The sequence below is a fragment of the Burkholderiales bacterium genome (assembly GCA_015075645.1).
Classification (GTDB): domain Bacteria; phylum Pseudomonadota; class Gammaproteobacteria; order Burkholderiales; family Casimicrobiaceae; genus VBCG01.
In genome coordinates this window covers 183,413-203,973 of record JABTUF010000001.1, presented here as the reverse complement: position 1 = coordinate 203,973, position 20,561 = coordinate 183,413, and the positions used below count along the sequence as shown (strand labels likewise).

Annotated in this window: 17 protein-coding genes; 9 read left to right on the top strand and 8 right to left on the bottom strand. The window is 72.2% G+C overall.

Annotated elements, in window-relative coordinates; translation table 11 throughout:
- Positions 1-80: 80 nt before the first annotated feature.
- Positions 81-1,121, bottom strand: coding sequence for a quinone-dependent dihydroorotate dehydrogenase (locus HS109_00900; protein ID MBE7520921.1), 1,041 nt, complete (start codon positions 1,119-1,121; stop codon positions 81-83).
- A 169-nt stretch (positions 1,122-1,290) separates the two neighbouring features.
- Between HS109_00900 and mltB the strand changes: the two genes are divergently transcribed.
- Positions 1,291-2,274: a lytic murein transglycosylase B gene (gene mltB / locus HS109_00895; protein ID MBE7520920.1), complete on the top strand. Its 984-nt coding sequence runs from the start codon at positions 1,291-1,293 to the stop codon at positions 2,272-2,274.
- Here the strand turns inward: mltB and pgi are convergent.
- Positions 2,268-3,932 carry a glucose-6-phosphate isomerase gene (pgi, locus tag HS109_00890; protein MBE7520919.1) on the bottom strand — a complete coding sequence of 555 codons (1,665 nt, stop codon included), beginning with the start codon at positions 3,930-3,932 and terminating at the stop codon, positions 2,268-2,270. The genes mltB and pgi overlap by 7 nt on opposite strands.
- Positions 3,933-3,967: 35 nt before the next feature.
- Here pgi and ppc point away from each other — a divergent pair, with 35 nt between their 5' ends.
- Positions 3,968-6,745, top strand: coding sequence for a phosphoenolpyruvate carboxylase (gene ppc / locus HS109_00885; protein MBE7520918.1), 2,778 nt, complete (start codon positions 3,968-3,970; stop codon positions 6,743-6,745).
- A 139-nt stretch (positions 6,746-6,884) separates the two neighbouring features.
- Positions 6,885-7,913, top strand: a complete 1,029-nt coding sequence (locus HS109_00880; protein MBE7520917.1) for a Fe(3+) ABC transporter substrate-binding protein — start codon at positions 6,885-6,887, stop codon at positions 7,911-7,913.
- 87 nt (positions 7,914-8,000) lie between these two features.
- On the opposite strand, the gene HS109_00875 is transcribed toward HS109_00880, so the two are convergent.
- The 3 genes from HS109_00875 to HS109_00865 all read right to left on the bottom strand — a co-directional run bounded on the left by HS109_00875 (position 8,001) and on the right by HS109_00865 (position 10,760).
- On the bottom strand, positions 8,001-8,483 hold the full coding sequence (locus HS109_00875; GenBank protein MBE7520916.1) for a hypothetical protein: 483 nt from the start codon (positions 8,481-8,483) through the stop codon (positions 8,001-8,003).
- Positions 8,484-8,528: 45 nt separating this feature from the next.
- A complete protein-coding gene (locus HS109_00870; protein ID MBE7520915.1) occupies positions 8,529-8,915 on the bottom strand; it encodes a VOC family protein in 387 nt (128 codons plus the stop codon).
- A gap of 159 nt (positions 8,916-9,074) precedes the next feature.
- Positions 9,075-10,760, bottom strand: a complete 1,686-nt coding sequence (locus tag HS109_00865) for an iron ABC transporter permease (protein ID MBE7520914.1) — start codon at positions 10,758-10,760, stop codon at positions 9,075-9,077.
- Between the two features lie 55 nt (positions 10,761-10,815).
- Between HS109_00865 and surE the strand changes: the two genes are divergently transcribed.
- The 4 genes from surE to rpoS are packed head-to-tail and all read left to right on the top strand — an operon-like array spanning position 10,816 to position 14,431.
- The gene (surE, locus tag HS109_00860) at positions 10,816-11,556 is read left to right on the top strand and encodes a 5'/3'-nucleotidase SurE (protein ID MBE7520913.1); all 741 of its coding nucleotides are present in this window, start codon (positions 10,816-10,818) and stop codon (positions 11,554-11,556) included.
- Positions 11,557-11,597: 41 nt separating this feature from the next.
- Positions 11,598-12,248 (top strand): protein-L-isoaspartate(D-aspartate) O-methyltransferase, encoded by a 651-nt coding sequence (locus HS109_00855; protein MBE7520912.1) that lies wholly within the window; start codon positions 11,598-11,600, stop codon positions 12,246-12,248.
- Between the two features lie 34 nt (positions 12,249-12,282).
- The gene (locus tag HS109_00850) at positions 12,283-13,440 is read left to right on the top strand and encodes a peptidoglycan DD-metalloendopeptidase family protein (GenBank protein ID MBE7520911.1); all 1,158 of its coding nucleotides are present in this window, start codon (positions 12,283-12,285) and stop codon (positions 13,438-13,440) included.
- A gap of 22 nt (positions 13,441-13,462) precedes the next feature.
- A complete protein-coding gene (gene rpoS / locus HS109_00845; GenBank protein MBE7520910.1) occupies positions 13,463-14,431 on the top strand; it encodes an RNA polymerase sigma factor RpoS in 969 nt (322 codons plus the stop codon).
- Between the two features lie 88 nt (positions 14,432-14,519).
- Here rpoS and HS109_00840 read toward each other — a convergent pair whose 3' ends face one another.
- Genes HS109_00840 through HS109_00830 form a run of 3 tightly spaced genes read right to left on the bottom strand, consistent with a single transcriptional unit; the run spans position 14,520 to position 18,555 of the window.
- Positions 14,520-16,556, bottom strand: a complete 2,037-nt coding sequence (locus HS109_00840) for a DUF3488 domain-containing transglutaminase family protein (protein MBE7520909.1) — start codon at positions 16,554-16,556, stop codon at positions 14,520-14,522.
- Positions 16,557-16,594: 38 nt separating this feature from the next.
- The gene (locus HS109_00835; GenBank protein ID MBE7520908.1) at positions 16,595-17,584 is read right to left on the bottom strand and encodes a DUF58 domain-containing protein; all 990 of its coding nucleotides are present in this window, start codon (positions 17,582-17,584) and stop codon (positions 16,595-16,597) included.
- An 8-nt stretch (positions 17,585-17,592) separates the two neighbouring features.
- Complete coding sequence (locus HS109_00830) at positions 17,593-18,555, bottom strand: AAA family ATPase (GenBank protein MBE7520907.1); 963 nt, start codon at positions 18,553-18,555, stop codon at positions 17,593-17,595.
- 199 nt (positions 18,556-18,754) lie between these two features.
- Here HS109_00830 and HS109_00825 point away from each other — a divergent pair, with 199 nt between their 5' ends.
- Together HS109_00825 and HS109_00820 are read left to right on the top strand one after the other, a co-directional pair.
- Positions 18,755-19,633, top strand: a complete 879-nt coding sequence (locus tag HS109_00825; GenBank protein MBE7520906.1) for a histone deacetylase family protein — start codon at positions 18,755-18,757, stop codon at positions 19,631-19,633.
- Between the two features lie 213 nt (positions 19,634-19,846).
- Positions 19,847-20,548 carry a (2Fe-2S)-binding protein gene (locus HS109_00820; GenBank protein MBE7520905.1) on the top strand — a complete coding sequence of 234 codons (702 nt, stop codon included), beginning with the start codon at positions 19,847-19,849 and terminating at the stop codon, positions 20,546-20,548.
- The last annotated feature ends 13 nt before the right edge of the window (positions 20,549-20,561 follow it).

Genomic DNA, 20,561 nt, shown 5'->3' with positions numbered 1-20,561 from the left:
GACTCGATTGATGAGCAAGACGTCGCCAGCTCGTTTGTCCCTCATCGATTGCGCGTGGCGCGTCGGTCGCCGTCAGAATTTCAATCGAGTCTGACCCTTTTGGACGTCGCGGCGAGCGAGCGCACGCATTCCCCGACGAGCGCGGGCCCCCGGTAGACGAGGCCGGTGTAGAGCTGCACGAGGCTCGCGCCGGCGGCGAGCTTCGCCGCCGCGTCCTCGCCCGAGCAGATCCCGCCGACGCCGATGATCGGCAGCGCGCCGTCGAGCGCTCGTGCGAGCGTGCGGAGCACCTCGTTCGAGCGATCGAAGAGCGGCCGGCCGGAGAGTCCGCCGCGCTCGTCGGCGTGCGGCATCCCGGAGACGGCGTCGCGGGCGAGCGTCGTGTTGGTCGCGATCACGGCGTCGACGCGCCGCGCGACCAGCACGCGCGCGAGGCCGCCGATCGCGTCGTCGTCGAGATCGGGCGCGATCTTGATCGCGAGCGGCAGCGCGTGCCCCAGCCTCTGCACGTGCTCGTCGCGGGCGGCGGTGAGGCGGGCGAGCAACGCGTCGAGCGCGGTCTCGGACTGCAGGTCGCGCAGCCCGGTCGTGTTGGGCGAGCTCACGTTGATCGTGACGTAGCTCGCCACCGGCGCGACCGCCGCGAGGCAGGCGAGGTAGTCGTCGGCCGCGCGCTCGTTCGGCGTGTCGGCATTGCGGCCGATGTTGCAGCCGAGGATGCCGCGGTAGCCGGACGCCCGCACGTTCACCACGTAGCGTTCGACCCCGCCGTTGTTGAATCCGAGCCGGTTGATCAGCGCCTGCGCTTCCGGAAGCCGGAACATGCGCGGCCGGGGATTGCCCGGCTGCGGACGCGGCGTGACGGTGCCCACCTCGAGGAAACCGAACCCGAGCGAGGCGAGGCCGGGCAGGTGCGCGGCGTCCTTGTCGAGCCCCGCCGCGAGGCCGACGCGATTGGGGAAGTCGAGTCCCATCACCCGTATCGGGTCGGCCGGCAGGCGCGGCGCCGTGCAGCGCGCGAGACCCGTCGTCGCGGCCGCATCGAGCGCGGCCAGCGTCATGGCGTGCGCGCGCTCGGGGTCGAGCGCGAACAGCGCGGGACGGATCAGCGGATAGAGCATCGGGTTGCGCGATGCGAAGTCCGGTCGACGCAGCATGCTGCGCCGGAGCACCGGGCGGCGGGCGCGGCGATGATACCATCGGCGCGCCGTGCGACCTCGTCCGACTCGCGCGGGATCTCCGCTTCGTCGTCGCGCGGATCCGGTCCTGCGTTACCTCCTCGCGTGCGCGTTGGCGCTCGCCGCGCCGACGGTCCTCGCGCAAGCCGCGAAGGACGCGCGCAGAATCGCCTACGGCCCGCGTGACGACGTTCGCGCGTTCGCCGCCGAGATCGCGGCGGAGACCGGGCTCGACCGGACGCGAGTCGAGCGCTGGCTCGCCGGCGCGCGCTTCCAGCCGCGCATCGTCGCGTTGATGAGCAGGCCGATCATCGCGCCGCCGAAGTGGTTCGAGTACGCGCCGCCGTTCCTGTCGTCCGCGCGCGTTTCGGACGGCGTCCTCTGGTGGCGCGCGAACGCCGACGCGCTCGCGCGCGCCGAGGCGAAGTGGGGCGTGCCGCCGGAGATCGTCGTCGCGATCGTCGGCATCGAGACCAACTACGGCCGGCTGCTCGGGGGCTTCCGCGTGATCGACGCGCTCGCGACGCTCGCGTTCGACTACCCGCGGCGTGCGCCGTTCTTCCGCGGAGAACTGAAGGAGTTCCTGCTGCTCTCGCGCGAGCAGGACTTCTCGCCGTTCACGCCGAAGGGGTCGTTCGCCGGCGCGATGGGCGTGCCGCAGTTCATGCCCGGCAGCGTGCGCCGCTACGCGGTCGATTTCGACGGCGACACGCGCATCGACCTGTGGAAGAGCGGGCCCGACGTCGTCGGCAGCGTCGCCAACTATCTCGCGCGCCACGACTGGCAGCCGGGCGGGACCACGATCGTGCCCGCGGCCATCGACGCCGACGCGCGCGACGGTGTGCTCCGCAAGCTCGACGGGGGGCTGAGCGAGCGGCGCAGCCTCGACGCCTGGGCCGCCGACGGCGTGCGTCCGGCGACGCCGGTCGGATCGGCCGACGAACCGGTCGGCTTGCTGCTGCTGGAGGAATCCGACGGCGGGGCGAGCACCTGGATCGCCGGCCCCAACTTCTATGTCGTGACCCGCTACAACCGCAGCCGCCTCTACGCGACCGCGGTGATCCGCCTCGCGGAGGCGATCAAGGCCGCCTACTGACGGAAAGGATCCGCGTCGCGGTCCTGGCCGAGCATGGCGGCGCGGACATGCGCTACCAGCGCGCGGGTCGAAGGATCGGTGGCGGCGGAAAGCTCACCGGTGCCCTCGAGCGCCGCGGCGATCGGCTGCGCGAGGATCTTGCCCAGTTCGACGCCGAACTGGTCGAACGGGTTGATGCCCCACAGCAGGCCTTCGACGAAGGTGCGGTGCTCGTAGAGCGCGAGCAGCGCGCCGAGCGCATGCGCATCCAGGCGCGGAGTCAGCAACGTCGTCGACGGACGATCACCCGGACTCGCGCGCGCGGCGAGCGCGGCGGCGTCGATGCGCTCGCCGCGTCCTCGCAGATCGGCGGCCACCTCGTCCGCTGAACGTCCGACCGCGAGCGCCTGGGCCTGGGCGAGCGCGTTCGCGACGAGGAGCGCGTGGCGTCCCGGGTCGCCTTCGGCCGGCACCGAAGGAACGACGAACTCGACCGGCACGACGTCGGTCCCCTGGTGCAGCCATTGGAAGAACGCGTGCTGGCCGTCGGTGCCCACACCGCCCCACAGCGCGGGCGCGGTTCGGCCGCCGACCGGCGCGCCCTCGCGCGTCACGCGCTTGCCGTTGCTCTCGAGCGACAGTTGCTGCAGGTAGGCCGGGAGGAGCGCGAGCGCCTCCGCATAGGGCACCACGACGCGCTGGCGCAAGCCGAGCGCGTTGGCGTTCCAGAAGCCCGCGAGCGCGAGGATCACCGGCAGGTTCGACGCGAGCGGCGCCGTGGCGAAGTGACGGTCCATCGCGTGCGCGCCGTCGAGAAGCGCCGCGTGCGCGCGATTGCCGAGCGCGGCGGCGATCGTCACGCCGACCGACGACCACAGCGAGAAGCGGCCGCCGACGCCGTCGTGCATCGGCAGGACGTCCTGCGGCGCGATGCCGAACGCCGCGGCTGCGTCGGGCCGAGCCGTCGCGGCGAGGAAATGCCGGCCCGTGTCCGCGCCGGGAGGGAGCGACGCGGCGAGCCAGGCCTTCGCGGCAGTTGCGTTCGCGAGCGTCTCCTGCGTCGAGAAGCTCTTCGACGCGACGACGAAGAGCGTCGCGGAGGGGTCGAGGCCGGCGAGCGCGCGGTCGAGCGCGACCGGATCGACGTTCGCGACGAAGGACACGCCGACACCGGCCGGCGGGCGCGATGGCCGCAACGCGTCGACGACGAGCCGCGGCCCCAGGTCCGATCCGCCGATGCCGAGGTGCACGACGTGGCGGAACGGCACGCCGGTCGCGCCCCGGCGCACGCCGCGGGCGAGTTCGTCCGCGATCGCCGCGACCTGTTCGCGCATGGCGCGAAACGCGCCGCGCACGTCGACGCCGTCGACGACGAGCGGCGCGGACGCGCGGTCGCGCAGCACCGGATGCAGCACCGGGCGCGCCTCGGTCACGTTGATCCTCTCGCCGGCGAAGAGCGCGGCGATCCACCGCTCGATGCCCGAGTCGGACGCGAACGCGCACCATTCCGCCAGCACTTCCGGCGTGATGCGTTCCTTCGCGAGGTCGACGCGGAAGCCTTCCCACGCGAACGTCAGCCGCTCGACGCGATGCGGGTCGCGTTCGAAGAGCGATGCGAGCGGCGTCGCGGTGAGGGTTCGCGCGGCCGCGCGGAGCGAATCGGGGAGTTCGACGGTCATATACACTGCGATTGTAACCACGCTCCGTTCCGACGATGCCCGACGTCCGCACTCCGCCACCTTCGAACGACGACGCGGACAAGGACCGGCCGCTGCGCGAGGACACGCGGCTGCTCGGCCGCATCCTCGGCGAGGTCTTGCGCCAGCAGACGGGCGAAGAGGGCTATGCGCGCGTCGAGGCCGTCCGCCAGGCGGCGGTCCGGTTCCGGCGCGGGGAGGGCGAAGAGGCGGAAGCGGCCCGCGCCGAACTCGCGCGGCTCCTCGACGGCCTGCCGATCCCGCAGGTGCTCGACGTCGTGCGCGCGTTCTCGTACTTCTCGCAGCTCGCGAACCTCGCCGAGGACGTCCACCAGAACCGGCGCCGCCGCATGCACGCGCTCGCCGGATCGCCGCCGCAACGCGGCAGCCTGGAGGCTTCGCTCGCCTCGCTCGCCGCCGCGGGCGTCGGCGCCGCGGCGATCGCCCGGTGGTGCGCACATGCGCGCCTGTCGCCGGTCCTGACCGCGCATCCGACCGAGGTGCAGCGTCGCAGCATCCTCGACGCGGAGCGCGGCATCGCCGAACTCTTGTCGCGGCACGACCGCCGGGCGCTCACTGCGCCCGAGCGCGCCGACGTCGAGCGGCGCCTCGCCCGCCGCGTGCTCGGGCTGTGGCAAACGGCGATGCTCCGCCTGTCGCGCCTGCAGGTCGTCGACGAGATCGAGAACGGTCTTGCGTACTACCGGTACACGTTCCTCGACGGATTGCCGTCGCTCTACGCGGACTTCGCCTCGCGCCTCGGCAGCGAGGCGCTCGGCGGGGACCTGCTGCCGCCGTTCCTGCGGATGGGCTCGTGGATCGGCGGCGATCGCGACGGCAATCCGTTCGTGACCGCGCGCACGCTCGTGCAAGCCGTGCGCGCGCAGTCGACGGTCGCCTTCACGCACTACCTCGACGAGGTGCACCGGCTGGGGAGCGAGCTGTCGCTGTCGTCGCGGCTGGTGCGGCCGACGCCGGCGCTCCTCGAACTCGCGGGTGCGGCGAACGACGCGAATCCCCATCGCCAGGACGAGCCGTATCGCCAGGCGCTGATCGGCGTCTACGCGCGCGTGGCCGCGACGGCGAAGGCGAAGTCCGATGCCCCGATCGCGCGCGCGCCGCAGGTTGAGCGGCCCCCCTACGCGTCGCCCGCGGAGTTCGACGCCGATCTCGCCACCATCGCCGCCTCGCTCGCCACGCACGGCGGGTCCGCGCTCGCCGAAGAGCGGCTCCTGCCGTTGCGCTACGCGGTGGCCGCGTTCGGCTTCCACCTCGCGTCGATCGACCTCCGGCAGAACGCGGACGTCCACGAGGTCGTCGTCGGCGAACTGCTCGAACGCGCCGGCGCGGTGGCCGATTACGCAGCGCTCGACGAGCCGGCGCGCGTCGCCGCGTTGGCCGCCGAGCTCACGAACCCGCGCCCGCTGCGCTCGCCGTTCCTCGACTACTCGGAGCGTGCGCGTAGCGAGTTCGCGATCGTCGACGCGGCGGCGTCGGTGCACACGGACTACGGCGCGGACGCGGTGCCGTACTACGTGATCTCCAAGTGCCGGTCGGTCTCCGACCTGCTCGAGGTCGCGGTGCTGCTCAAGGGCGCGGGGCTCGTCCGCGACGGCCGCAGCGCGCTCGACATCGTGCCGCTGTTCGAGACGATCGACGACCTCGAGGGCGCCGGCCGGATCATGCGCGAGGCGTTCGCGCTGCCCGCGTGGCGCCGGATCGTCGAGGGCCGCGGAAACCGCCAGGAGATCATGCTCGGCTACTCCGACAGCAGCAAGGACGGCGGCTACCTCGCGTCGAACTGGGCGCTCTACCGCGCGGAGCGCGATCTCGTCGAAGCGTTCCGGGGGGCGGGCGTCACGCTCGCGTTGTTCCACGGGCGCGGCGGTACCGTGGGGCGGGGCGGCGGGCCGTCGTACGACGCGATCCTCGCGCAACCGAAGGGCAGCGCGAACGCGGGCCTGCGGCTCACCGAGCAGGGCGAGATCATCGCGAGCAAGTACTCGGACCCGGAACTCGGCCGCCGCAACCTCGAGACGCTCGTCGCCGCGGCGCTCGAGGCCGCGCTCTCCGACGCGGAGCAGCTCGGCGACCGCGCCGAACGCTACTACCGCGCGCTCGACGAACTCTCCGCGCACGCGCTCGCGGCGTACCGCGATCTCGTGTACGGCACGCCCGGGTTCGTCGCGTACTTCCGGGCGTCGACGCCGATCGCCGAGATCGCCGAGCTCAACATCGGCAGCCGGCCGGCGTCGCGTACGGCGTCGACGCGCATCGAGGACCTGCGCGCGATCCCCTGGGTGTTCAGCTGGAGCCAATGCCGCCTGATGCTCCCGGGCTGGTACGGCGTCGGCAGCGCCATCGAGGCGTGGCGGCGCGAGCGCGGCGACGCGATGGACCTCCTGCGCGAGATGCATCTGCGCTGGCCGTTCTTCGCGTCGGTGCTGTCGAACATGGGCATGGTGCTCGCCAAATCGGATCTCGCGGTGGCGTCGCGCTACGCGGCGCTGGTGCCCGATGCCGCGCTGCGCGACGCGATCTTCGGCCGCATCGCCGCCGAGCATTCCCGCACGCTCGCCGTCCTCGCCGAGATCACCGGCCAGGACCACCCGCTCGCCGACAATCCGACGCTCGCGCGGAGCCTGCGCAACCGCGTCCCCTACCTCGATCCGCTGAACCACCTGCAGATCGAGCTCTTGACGCGCTACCGTGCCGGCCAGACCGACGAGCGCACCAAGCGCGCGATCCACCTGACGATCAACGGGCTCGCCGCGGGCCTGCGGAACAGCGGCTGATCCGCCGGTGGACCGCCCGGGGATATCGCCACTTGGGCTGCGACACAGGAAACGAACAGGAATGGTTCGCATTCTTATTGACATCGGCGCGCGACGCCGCTAGAGTGAACCCCAGTCCATTCCCTGTCCGCAGGCTCCCATGCCCCGCCTTCGACCCGTGCTCCTCGCCGCGGCGCTCGCCGCCGTGCTCCCCCTCGCCGCCGCCGCCCAGGAACAGGTGGTGAACGTCTACTCGGCGCGGCACTACGCGACCGACGAAGCGCTCTACGGGAACTTCACCAAGGCCACCGGCATCAAGGTCAACCGGATCGAGGCCGGCGAGAACGAACTGCTCGAGCGCCTCAAGGCGGAAGGGGCGAACAGTCCGGCCGACATCCTGCTGATCGTCGACGCGTCGCGCCTGTACAACGCGCAGCAACTGGGGCTGTTCCAGCCGGTGAAGTCGTCGATCCTCGATACGCGCCTGCCCGCGTCGATGCGCGGCACCAACGACGAGTGGTTCGGATTCTCGAGCCGGGCGCGCATCATCGTCTACAACAAGGCGATGGTGAATCCGGCCGACGTATCGACCTACGCATCGCTCGCGGATCCGAAGCACAAGGGCAGGATCTGCGTGCGCTCGGGCTCGCACCCCTACAACCTGTCGCTGGTGGCCGCGATGGTCGCGCACATGGGAGAGGCGAAGGCCGAGGAGTGGGCGCGCGGCGTGGTCGCGAACTTCGCGCGCGCGCCGAAGGGCGGCGACACCGACCAGATCAAGGGTGCCGCGGCCGGCGAGTGCGGAATCTCGATCAACAACTCGTACTACTACGCGCGCATCCTGCGCTCGACCAAGCCGGAGGACCGCGAGATCGCGTCGAAGACCTGGCTCGTCTGGCCCGACCAGGCCGGCCACGGCACGCACATCAACGTCGCGGGCGCCGGCGTGCTCAAGCACGCACCGCACAAGGACAACGCGGTGAAGTTCCTCGAGTACCTGGCGAGCGACGACGCGCAGCGCTACTTCGCCGACGGCAACAACGAGTGGCCGGCGGTGAAGAGCGTGCAGGTGAAGAACCCCGCGCTCGAGGCGATGGGGCCGTTCAAGTCCGACGACCTGTCGATCGCGACGATCGCGAAGAACATTCCGGCGGCACAGAAGATCGTCGATCGCGTGGGCTGGAGGTAGCCCGCGGCATCGTCTCGCGCCGTCCGCTGGCCGGCGCTCCACGACGCGCTGGCGGGGGTTCGCCCATCGCGCGTCGTTCGCGGCAGGCTATCCATAGGCGATGGACAGCCGCAGACGGGCGACTTCCCGACTCGGGTCGTAGACGAGGAAGGCGCCGGCGAATCCGTGCCGCGAAGGCGTCCACAGCGTGCGCATGAAGGCGACCTCGGCCAGCGCCGCGAATCTCGGGTCGTCCAACGAGTCGCCCGCGGCGAGCCGCACGACCCGGCTCCCGCGGGTCGCGTCGTGCGTCGGCGTGGCAACGTCGAGCGCCACGACCAGTCGATCGAATTCGCCGGGCGCAATCGCCAGGTCGCAGCGCGCGATCCGCGACATCCATCCGCCGCTGCAGGACAGGAGGCGATGGTGGACCCCGGTTTCGGTCAGGAGATCGACGGACGCCTGCTCGAAGGGTTGGCAGCCGGCGAGCAGGCAGACGAAGAGCAGGGCGCCGAGCTTCATCGCCGGCCCAGGCACGATGCAGACCCGATGGGTGGCGTGCGCGCGCACACGCCTGGTCAGCGCCTGCATGACGATTCGACCGAGAACCCGCGTGGGTTCACCTGGTCGCCCGCGTCACCTCCGAGGTCTCGGCACATGCTGGTCCACGAGGATCGGATTCCCGTCGGGATCGGTCAGCATCAGGCTCGCGGGTCCGGTCGACGTCGCGTCCGCCTCGGACACGAGGGCGAGCCCGCGGTCGCGGAGGATCCGCTGGATGTCGCGAACATCGTCGAAGTCGTTCAACCGTGCGCCGCTGCGGTCCCAACCGGGATTGAACGTCATCACGTTCCGGTCGAACATCCCCTGGAAGAGTCCGATCGTCGCGGTCTCGTTCTGGAGGATCAGCCAGTTCTGTTCCTGGTCGCCGCCGATCGCGCGGAACCCGAGTTTCTCGTAGAAGGCGCGGGATGCGCCGATGTCCTTGACGGCGAGACCGATCGAGAAGTTGCCCAGGCGCATGGTTCGTCTCCTGTCGATGTCAGAAGAAGAGGGGGACTGTGCCGGCGTGACGACGGTCCGACAGACTACCGCAACGGTCCTCGCCTGTCGCAAATGGCGTGGCCGGGTCGTGAACGTCGAACCTTCGGGGCGGCAGCGAAGCCACCCTGCCGGCGCCGGCTATGGAAGCGCTTGCAGGCCCTGACCCGGCGCCGATACGCCGGCCGCGGACGGCCGGGAGTCCCGCCGCCGCATCGCCGCCCGCGAGAGCAGCACGATCGGCAGCAGCCCGACCGCGACGATCGCGAGCGACGGCACCGCAGCCTCAGCGAGACGTTCGTCGCTCGCGAGCGAGAACGCCTGCGTCGCCAGCGTGTCGAAATTGAACGGCCGCAGCACGAGCGTGGCCGACAGTTCCTTCATCACGTCGACGAACACCAGGAGCAGCGTCGCCGCGACGCTGCGCGCGAGGAGCGGCGCATGCACGCGGCGGAAGGTGCCGATCGTGCCGGCGCCGAGGCTCCGCGCGGCAGCGTCCATCGCGGGCGTGATGCGCTGGAACGCGGGTTCGATGCCGTTCCACGCCACCGCGAAGTAGCGGACCTGGTAGGCGTAGACGAGCGCGACGACGGTGCCGGTCAACAGGAGTCCGGCGTGCGCTCCGGTCGTGCGCCGGATCGCGTCGGCGAACCAGCCGTCGAGCGTGGAGAGCGGCAGCAGCACGCCGACCGCGAGCACCGTGCCCGGGACCGCATAACCCAGCGTCAGCACGCGCGTCGCCGCTCGCACGGCGGCGCCGGGCGCGAGCCGGTTCGCATAGGACACGGTCGCCGCGAAGGCCACCGCGACGACGGTCGCGATGGCGGCGACGCGAACGCTGTTCCACGCGCCGTCGACGAAGCGCTCGATGCCGGGGATCTCGGGCTCGGCGAGCACGAGGCGCACGAGCAGCAACACCGGAATCACGAATCCGACCGCGAGCGGCACGCTGCACAGCACCGCGAGCGTGGCGCCGCGCGAACCGCCGATGCGCGGCCGGGCGTCGGGCGCGCCGGCGCGCGCCCGGGCGCTCGAGGTGCGCGCCGCGCCGCGAGACGCGCGCTCGAGCCAGAGCGCCGCGAGGACGAACGCGAGCAGCGTCGCCGCGAGCTGCGCGGAGGCGGCGCGGTCGCCCAGCGTGAACCACGCGCGGTAGATGCCGGTGGTGAAGGTGTCGACCGCGAAGTAGGCGACCGTGCCGAAGTCCGCCAGCGTCTCCATCAGCGCGAGCGCGACGCCGCCCGCGATCGCCGGACGCGCGAGCGGCAGTTCGACGCGCCAGAACGCGCGCCGCCGGTCGAGGCCCAGCGTTCGCGCCGCCTCGACGAAGGCCGCAGGACGTTCGGCGAACGCGGTGCGCGCGAGCAGGTAGACGTACGGATAGAGCGTGAAGACGAACATCGCGGCCGCACCCGGCAGCGAGCGAACGTCCGGGAACGCGTGGCTCGCCGCCTCCCCGAACGCCCGGCGTAGCGTCGTCTGCACCGGCCCCGAGTACTGCAGGAAGTCGGTGTAGGCGTAGGCCATCACGTAGGTCGGCATCGCGAGCGGCAGCAGCAGCGCCCACGCGAACATGCGGCTGCCGGGGAAGCGGTACTGGGCGAGCGCCCAGCCGGTCAGCGTGCCGCCGAAGGCGACGCCCGCGCCGACCAGCACTACCAGCGCGAGCGTGTTCCCGACGTAACGGGCGAGCACGGTGTCGGCGAGGTGCGACCAGGTGTCGCTCGCCCCCGGCGCGATGCCCCGCACCACGACGGCGAGCACCGGGAGGAGCGCGAGCGCGGCGAGCGCGAGGGCGGCGAGGACGAGCGGGCGACGACCGTTCATGATGGGGCGATTATAGGAGGCGGGCCGTCCGGCTATAATCGGCGCGACGCCCCGCATGCGCATCCTGCTCTCCAACGACGACGGCTATTTCGCGCCCGGGCTCGAGCGGCTCGCCGCCGCCCTCATCCCGCACGCGGACATCACGGTCGTCGCGCCGGAGCGCGACCGCAGCGGCGCGTCGAATTCGCTCACGCTCGACCGCCCGCTGTCGGTGCGCCGCGCCCCGAACGGATTCCTGTTCGTCAACGGCACGCCGACCGACTGCGTGCACCTCGCGGTGACCGGGCTCCTCGACCACCTGCCGGACATGGTGATCTCGGGCATCAACCTCGGCGCGAACATGGGCGACGACACGATCTACTCGGGCACCGTCGCCGCCGCGACCGAGGGCTTCCTGCTCGGCATTCCGTCGATCGCGATCTCCCTCGCGTCGAAGACCGCGAAGCACTTCGAGACCGCGTGCGAGGTCGCGATCGACCTCGTGAGCCGCCATGCGCGCACGCCGGCGGGAAGCTGGCTCATCAACGTGAACGTACCCGACGTGCCGCGCGCCGAGGTCCGCGGCACGCGGATCACGCGGCTCGGCCGGAGGCACAAGGCGGAGGACACGATCCGGATGACGAGTCCGCGCGGCGAGACCGTCTACTGGGTCGGCGCGGCGGGCCCGGCGGCGGATGCGGGCGAAGGCACCGATTTCCACGCGGTCGATTCGCGGCAGGTGTCGATCACGCCGCTGCAGGTCGACCTCACGAACCGCGAACGCATGGACGAGGTGGGCGCCTGGCTCGCTGCCTGACCGCCGGGGAGGGCGGGAGGATGGAGAAGCAGGGGATCGGGATGACGTCGGCGCGCACGCAGGCGCGCCTGATCGAGCGGCTGCGCGGGGAGGGCATCCGCGACGAGGTCGTGTTGTCGGCGATGCTCGCGATCCCGCGCCACCGCTTCGTCGACGAGGCGCTCGCGATCCGCGCCTACGACGACGTGCCGCTGCCGATCGGGCACGGCCAGACGATCTCGCAGCCCTGGGTCGTCGCGCGCATGACCGAACTCGCGCGGAACGGTCGTGACCTCGACGGCGTGCTCGAGATCGGTACCGGCTGCGGCTACCAGACCGCGGTCCTCTCGCGCATCGCGAAGAAGGTGTGGACGGTCGAGCGCATCGGGGCGCTGGTCGCGAAAGCCCGGCGCAACCTGCAGGGACTCAAATGCGGCAATGTCGCGCTCAAGCACGGCGACGGGAGCGCCGACCTGGGCGAGGACCTGTCGGTCGATGCGATCGTGGTCACCGCGGGGGCGACGCACGTGCCCACCGCGCTGCTGCGCTATCTCAAGCCCGGTGGGCGCATGGTGATTCCGCTCGCCGGATCCCCCGAAGAAGGCGAACGCGGCGTCCAGTACCTGACCGTGATCGAGATGGGGCCGGGCGGCGTGAGGGAGCAACGTCTCGATGCGGTAAGATTCGTGCCACTGCTGCCGGGTCTCGCCTGACGCGCTCGCGCGGCCGGGCGCCCCGAGCGCCCGGATGACGACGAGCCGAACCACCCTTTCGATCCCGCGCGTCGCCGCGCTCTTCGCGGCCGCCGCGCTCGCCGCAGGCTGCGCGACGCGCACGCCCGCTCCCGTCGTCGACCGCCCGGCGGTTCCGCCGCGCGCCGCACCGTCCACCGCGCCGCTGCCGCCGCCGCATCCGGCGGCCGCGACGAAACCCGGCGAACCCGACTGGCGCCCGCCGACCTACACGGTCAAGCGCGGCGACACGCTCTACCAGATCGCGCTCGAGCACGGACTCGACTACCGCGACCTCGCGGCGTGGAACGGCATCGAGAACATCAACGTGATTCGCGTCGGGCAAGCGCTGCGGCTCACCGCGCCGGGCAGCGAGCCGCCGCAGATGGCTGCGGGCGCGGACGCGGGCGCGCCCGGGACCACGGTGACACCGTTGCGCACCGTGCCGCCGGTCACGGCCGGCGCGCCTCGATCCGATGCGGCGGGCGTGGCGTCGGGAGGCGCGCCAGTGCCGCCTGCCGTGGCGTCCGCGTCCGTGCCGCCGACCGCGGCCGCCGCGGATCGGTTGACGAAGACCTCGCCCAAGGCGATCAAGGAGCCGTGGTCGGAGCAGGCGATGCGCGACGTCGCCCGCCTCGCATCCGCGCCGGATACGCCGGCTGTCAAGCCGCCGGCGCCACCGCCGACGACGATCGCGAGCGCGCCGCAGACGAGCACCACGCCGTCGAACGCGGCTGCTTCGGCGGCCGCGAGTGTCCCCGCCACCACGCCGCCCGCGCCCGGACCTTCGCCCGGCGACGACGAAGGGCTCGACTGGGTGTGGCCCGCGAAGGGCAAGGTCGTCGCGCAGTTCTCCGAGAGCGCGAGCCTGAAGGGCATCGACATCGGAGGCGCCGCGGGCGATCCGGTCGTCGCGAGCGCGCCGGGCAAGGTCGTCTACGCGGGCAGCGGCCTGCGCGGCTACGGCAAGCTCGTCATCATCAAGCACAACGCGACCTACCTCACCGCCTACGCGCACAACGCCGACATCCTCGTGAAGGAAGGGCAGGCCGTCGCGCGCGGTCAGAAGATCGCGGAGATGGGGTCGACGGACGCCGATCGCGTCAAGCTGCACTTCGAGATCCGGCGCCTGGGCAAGCCGATGGACCCGTTGCGTTTCCTGCCGCCCGCCTGACGCCGGCCGCTCCCGCCCGCCGATGGCCGCCGCCGCGCCCGATCCGCTCGACGAGGACGGCGACGCGGCGCACGAATCGGAACCGGTCGCGCACGACGCGCTGACCGCGCCGCTGCCGCTCGACGAGCCCGCGCCCGGCCTCGCCGCCGACTTCGTCGCCGACGTCGCGCAGCTCTACCTGAACGAGATCGGCCAGCATCCTCTGCTGTCGGCCGACGAGGAACTCGCCCTCGCGCGCGCGGTGCGCGGCGGCGACTTCGCCGCGCGGCAGACGATGATCGAGCGCAACCTGCGCCTCGTCGTGTCGATCGCACGCCACTACGCGCACCGGGGACTCGCGCTGCCCGACCTGATCGAGGAGGGCAACCTCGGCCTCATGCACGCGCTCGACAAGTTCGACCCGGAGCGCGGGTTCCGCTTCTCGACCTACGCGACGTGGTGGATCCGGCAGGCGATCGAGCGCGCGATCGTGCAGCAGGCGCGAACGATCCGCCTGCCCGCGCACGTGATGCGCGAGCTCTCCGTCGTGCAGCGCGCGCTGCGTTACCTCGAGAACCATCCGCCCGCCGACGGCCGCGACGCGACGATCGAGGACGTCGCGCACCTGATCGACCGTCCGGTCGACGACATCGCACGGCTGGTGCGATGGCAGGAGCACGTGCTCTCGCTCGACGCGCCGCTCGACCGTGATCCGTCGGTCACCATCGCCGACGCGCTCCCGGACGAAGGCGCGATGGAGCCGGAGCTGATGCTCCACCACAACGCGCTCGAACGCTCGGTGGCCGAGTGGCTGGCCGGGCTGCCGGAGCGCCAGCGGCGGGTGATCGAGCGGCGCTACGGCCTGAACGGCGCCGAGGTCGCGACGCTCGACGAACTCGCGCGCGAACTCGGCGTCACGCGCGAGCGCGTGCGGCAGATCCAGATCGAGGCGCTCGACCGGTTGCGTGCGCGGCTCGCGGCATCGGGGCTCGATCGGGATGCGTTGCTGTAGGCAGGGGTCGGAGTCGCGGTTCTCGCGCGAACGAGCATCGCGAAGTCGCAGCGCCGTTGCACGCGAGAATGGCGGCTCTGACTCCGATCTACGTAGCGGCGCGCAGTTCGCCGGCCGCCGGCAACACCTCGACCGCCCGCTCCAGCGTCGCCACGAGCGCCTCACGCTCGCCCGGCCGCGCGGAAGGCGGACCGTAGCGTAGCGCGGCGTAGGATTCGGCGATCGCCGAGAACGCGATCGCGAACTGCGGCCAGCGCGCGCTCGCGCGCGCCGCGAAGGCGATCGGCCCTTCGTGCGGTTGGCGCGGCAGCCCGGCCCGCTCGAGACGCGTGCAGGCCTCGTGCCACAGCACCAGCTCGCGTTCGCGCCGGGTGCGGGAGAGTCCGATGAACGCGAGCGCGACCGCGGCCCACGCGAGGCCGAGAACGCCGGCGATGGCGGCGATCTGCCAGCCGGCGTAGCGGTCGATCGTGAGGTCGCGCCACAGTTCGCGCTGGCGGTCGCGGTTGAAACCCACGACGTGGGTGCGCCAGGCGTGGTTGAGCGCATCGAACGCGAGTTGCGTGCTCTTGAGCCAGCCGGCGTCGAGACGGGCGAAGAGCGGTACCGGTTCGCCGGCGGCGACCGCGCGCGCGAGGCCCATCTCGATGCGCGAGGGCGCGACGGTCGCCGTCGGGTCGACGCGCCGCCATTCGCCGTCGACGAGCACCTCGGCCCACGCGTGCGCGTCGGACTGCCGCACGATCAGGTAGCCGCCGCGCGGATTCCACTCGCCGCCCTGGTAGCCGGTCACCACGCGCGCGGGAACGCCCGCGGCGCGCATCATCACGACGAACGAGCCGGCGAAGTGCTCGCAGAAGCCGCGGCGCGTGTCGAACAGGAACGCGTCGACCGGATCGCGGTCGAGCGGCGGCGGCGACAGCGTGTAGACGAACGGCGCCGCGCGAAACCAGGCGAGCGCCGCGGCGACGGCTCCTTGCGGATCGGGGTTCGCGGCGCGAAGTTCACGCCCGAGTTCGACCGTGCGCGGATTGCCCCGCGGCGGCAGGCGCAGGTACTCCTGTCCCTCGCCTTCGTCGGCCTGCGGGAACGCGTCGCGCAGCATCGAGAGCTGGCGGTAGCGGAGGACCTGCGACACCGGCGTGCGTGCCACGAGCTGCTGGTCGCGCGTGAGCAGTGCATGGCTTTCGTCGCCGCCGGGATCCGCGTCGGCGCCGGCCGGTCGCGGCAGGCTCGCCGGCAGTTCGAGGGCGAAGAGCCAGGGTTTGCCGTGCGGCTCAAGCGTGACGGTGTACGCGACGCCCCCCGGACCGGGCGGCGTGAGATGGCCCGGCATCGAGCGCGGCACGAGCGTCCACGCGCGTCCATCGAAGCGCGACAGCACCGGTCCGCGCCAGTAGCGCTGCGCGGGCGGCGGAACCGCGCCGTCGAAGTCGACGCGGAACGCCACCGCGTCGGAGAGCGACAGCTCGCTGATCGACCCCGGCTCCATCGAATCCGACAATCCGGTCGTCGCGCCCGCTTCGGCCGGCACGCCCCACAGCGGGCCCGCGATACGCGGGAAGAGCACGAACAGCAGCGCGGCGATCGGAATGCCCTGCACGATGAACTTGCCGGTGCGCGCGAGCGCGACGCCCGGCGGACGAGGGGGCAACGCGTTCGGCGGACGCGAGAGCGCGTCGAGCGTGCCGCCCAGCACCAGCAGCGCGGGCAGCGCCGCGAACGCGGCGAGCGGCGACTGGCTCGCGAAGAACGGCGTGACGAGCAGGAACGAGGCGAGCGCGACGAGCAGCGTGCCGTCGCGGACCGTGCGCGTCTCGAGGAACTTGATCGCGACGAGGATGAACAGGAATGCGACCGACGGATCGCGGCCGAGCAGATAGCCGTAGGAGGCGCGCACGGCGAGCGCGGCGGCGAGCGCGAACAGCACCAGCGTCCACGACGGGATGCGCGCCGGGGCGCCGGGGCGCGCGCGGTCGCGCCGCAACAGCAGCAGGCGCAATCCGCAGAGCGCGATCCCGAACGCGGCGACCCAAAGCGGCAGATGCGGCGCCTGCGGCAGTTGCGCGCAGACGATCAGCGCGCCGATCCAGCGGATCTGCGTCGCCGAGAGCGCGGGCGACACTCGAGCGTTCCGGCGCCGTGCGCGACGCAGCTTGGCGCTCACCACGAGTCTCCGCTGCGCGCGAGCGCGAGCATCGTGAGCGCCGAGCGGCGGTGGTCGCGGTCCTGCCCCGGCGGGAGCGCCGCGCCGGGCACGCGAAGCGAGAACGGACGCGCCGCGCGTTCGGCCGCGAGGATCCAGGCGGTGAGGCGCGAGAGCTTCGTCTCGTCGTCGAGGGCGCGCGGCAGTTGCGCCCAGTCGAGCCCGACCGGACCGCCGCCTCCGGAGCCCTCGAACTCCTTGGTGTACCAGCCGGCGCCGCGCGCGACCGCCTTCCAGGCGACGCGTTGCGGCGGGTCGCCGGGCTGGAATTCGCGCAGGCCTGCGAACTCCGATTCGTCGCCCTGTCCGGGTGCGGAGAGGTCCTGTCCATGCGCGCCGGGCGGCAGCGGAGGCGCTCCGGGTTCGGGTGCGGGGTAGACGACACCGGCGAGCGGGAAGTGCACGTACGACCACGCGCGCCACAGCCCGAGCGGCTGCGTCGACGACAGCGTCACGCGCCCGAGCGCATGGCGTCCGCGCCGCGGCGCCGGCCGTTCGACGCGCACGTTCACCGTCGTGCCGGCCGGAATGTCGGCGACCACCGGTTCGGCGTCGATGGCCCGGACTTCGAGGGCCTCGCGGGTGCGCTCTCCGCCGCCGAGCGAGAGCGCGTACGCGATGCGTCCGCCGGCGAAGGTCTCGCTCGCGGCGAGCGGGCGGATCTCGACCCCGGCGAGGTTGCGGAACGCGTGCAGCAGCGACGCGGCGACGAGCCCGGCGAGCAGGAACGTGACGACGAAGCCGAGCGAGAGCGCGTAGTTGAGCGAGGTCAGCAGCATGATCGCCAGCGTGGCGATCATCGTCGTCCCGCGGCGCGAGGGCAGGATGTAGATGCGCGAATGGCGCAGCACGACCTCGTCGCCGTCGCCCGGAGCGAGACGCAAGAAGCGCTGGCGCCAGCGCGCCCACGCTCCGGGCGCGGGTGCCTGTGCCGCGATCGACGCCATGGCCTGCGCTACGGCAGCGGTACGGAGCGCAGCAGCGTGGCCGCGACGAGCGCGCCGGCGCGCGCACCGCCGGCGAGTCGATGCCCGGCGACCGCCGGGAACACCGCCTGCACGTCTTCGGGGAGCACCATCGGACGGCCGCCGACGAGCGCCCAGGCGCGCGCGGCGTTGAGGAGCATCAGTCCCGCGCGCGGAGAGAGGCCGCGCCGCGCTCCGGTGTCGGAGGTCGGGGCGTTGCCGGGATGGCCGCGGCTCGCCGCGAGCAGCGCCTGCACGTAGTCGAGCAACGCGGGCGCGACGTGCATCGCACTGGCCTCACGCTGCCAATCCGCGAGCGTCGCGGCGTCCGCGAGCGCGGGCAACTCCGCGATCCGCGCGCGGCGGTCGCCGCCGGCGAGGAGGTCACGCTCGGCTGCCGGATCCGGGTAACCGAGTTCGAGCGCCATCAGGAAGCGGTCGAGCTGCGATTCGGGCAGCGGATAGGCGCCGATCTGCTCGACCGGATTCTGCGTCGCGATCACGAAGAACGGATCGGGGAGCCGGCGCGTCTGGCCGTCGATCGAGACCTGGCGCTCCTCCATCGCCTCGAGCAGCGCGCTCTGCGTCTTCGGCGGCGCGCGGTTGATCTCGTCGGCGAGCACGACCGAATGGAAGATCGGCCCGGAATGGAACCGGAAGGCGGAGGAACGCTCGTCGTAGATCGACACGCCGAGCACGTCGGCGGGCAGGAGATCGCTCGTGAACTGGATGCGCGCGTACTTGAGCCCCAGCGCCGCGGCGAGGGCCTGCGCGAGCGTCGACTTGCCGACGCCCGGGATGTCCTCGATCAGCAGGTGGCCGCGCGCGATCATGCAGGCGAGGGCGAGCTTCAGCATCTCGTCCTTGCCGACGACGATGCGGGCGAGTTCGCGCAGGATCGCCTGCGCGCGCTGCGCGACGGGAACGATCTGGGAGGCGGGGCGGACGCTCATCGGGTGGGCCAAGGCCGGGGCTCCGGGCACTCTAGCCGCCCGGGGCCGCTTCGTCACCCCCGACGATCGCGCGCTACACTCCGTCCGTCCGGAGCGCGGTTCGCGCGAACCGCCGACGCCGGGCGCCCCGAACGATCGCAAGCCTTCCCGCGCCGTGCCCACCGCCTACATCACGCATCCGTCCTGCCTGTTGCACGACATGGGGCCCTACCATCCGGAGTGTCCCGACCGGCTCCCCGCGATCGGCGACCGGCTGATCGCCGCCGGCATCGACGGGTACCTGCGGCACTACGAAGCGCCCGCGGTGACCCGCGAGCAGTTGCTTCGGGTCCACGGGGCGGCCTACCTGTCCGAGATCGAGCACACGAGCCCCGACCACGGCCTCGCCTACCTCGACCCCGACACCGCGCTGTGTCCGCACTCGCTCGGCGCCGCGCGCCACGCCGCGGGCGCGGTGGTGCTGGCGACCGACCTCGTGATGTCCGGCGAGTGCCGCACCGCGTTCTGCGCGGTTCGCCCGCCGGGGCACCACGCCGAGCGGCGCCGCGCGATGGGTTTCTGCCTCTACAACAACGTCGCGGTCGGAGCGATGCACGCGCTCGACCACCACCGGCTCGATCGCGTGGCGGTCATCGACTTCGACGTCCACCACGGCAACGGCACCGAGGACGTGTTCGCCGGCGACGAGCGCGTGCTGATGGCGTCGATCTTCCAGCACCCGCTCTACCCGTATTCCGGCGTCGACCAACCGGCGCCGAACATGGTCAACGTGCCGCTGCCCGAAGGGACCGGCAGCGACGGCTTTCGGGCTGCGGTGCGTGATCGCTGGCTGCCGGCGCTCGAGGCGTTCCGGCCGCAGGTGATCTTCGTGTCCGCGGGTTTCGACGCGCACCGCGAGGATCCGCTCGCGGGGCTCGCGTTCGTCGACGCGGACTACGGCTGGGTGACGAGGGAACTCGTGGCGGTGGCGGGCCGCCATGCGAAGGGCCGCATCGTCTCGACGCTCGAAGGCGGCTACGCGCTCTCCGCGCTCGGCCGCAGCGCGGCCGAGCACGTCAGGGCACTGGTCGAGGGCTGACCGGCGCTGCGCTTCGATGCGAGAACGGTCGCAGGCGCAGCTTGGGCCCAGATGGCGAACGGGTCGGGCAGTGGGCGTCGAGCGACGGTGGGGTTCGGCGATCGGCGGCCGAACTTTCCGGTACCACGGGGCCATGCTCGCGGAAGTTCGTCGGACACCCGGGCCGCGACTTCGGAAGGACGTGGATTTTCCCCGAACTGCGCGTGAACCACGATGAAGCGACGCGAATTTCTGGAAGTGTGCGGTGCGATGGCCGGTGCGGCGGGACTGGCCGCTGCGGACGCGGCCCGAGCGCAGGCCGGGAGCCGGAGCTACCGGCCGGCGCTCCTGGTCGACATCCACGGCGTCCCGATCCTCGCCACGAAGCTCGCCGCCGAGACCAACTTCGTGTTCCAGTACCCGTACGCGGCGACGCCGTGCTTCCTGCTGCGCCTGCCGAAGGCCGTCCGGTCGCCGGCGACGCTGCGGCGCGAAAACGGGGCGCGCTACGAATGGTCGGGCGGCGTCGGCCCGGATCGCACGATCGTGGCGTTCTCGGCGATCTGCGCGCACAAGCTCGCCTACCCGACGAAGGAAGTCTCGTTCATCCGCTATCAGCGCGAACGCTCGCCCACCTCGGGCGGCGCGGTCATCCACTGCTGCGCCGACCACAGCGTCTACGATCCGCTCGAAGGCGCACGCGTCGTCTCGGGGCCGGCGCCCCAGCCGCTCGCCGCGATCGTGCTCGAGTACGAGGCGGCGACCGACCACCTCACCGCCACCGGGACGGTCGGCGCCGAGCAGTTCGACGCATTCTTCGCGAAGTACGAGTTCAAGCTCGCGATCGACTACGGCGGCCGCGGGCGTCGCCCGGTGGAGGCGACCACCGTCGTGCGCGAACTCTCGGCCTACTGCCGCAACACGATCCAGTGCTGACGCGACGCTCGGT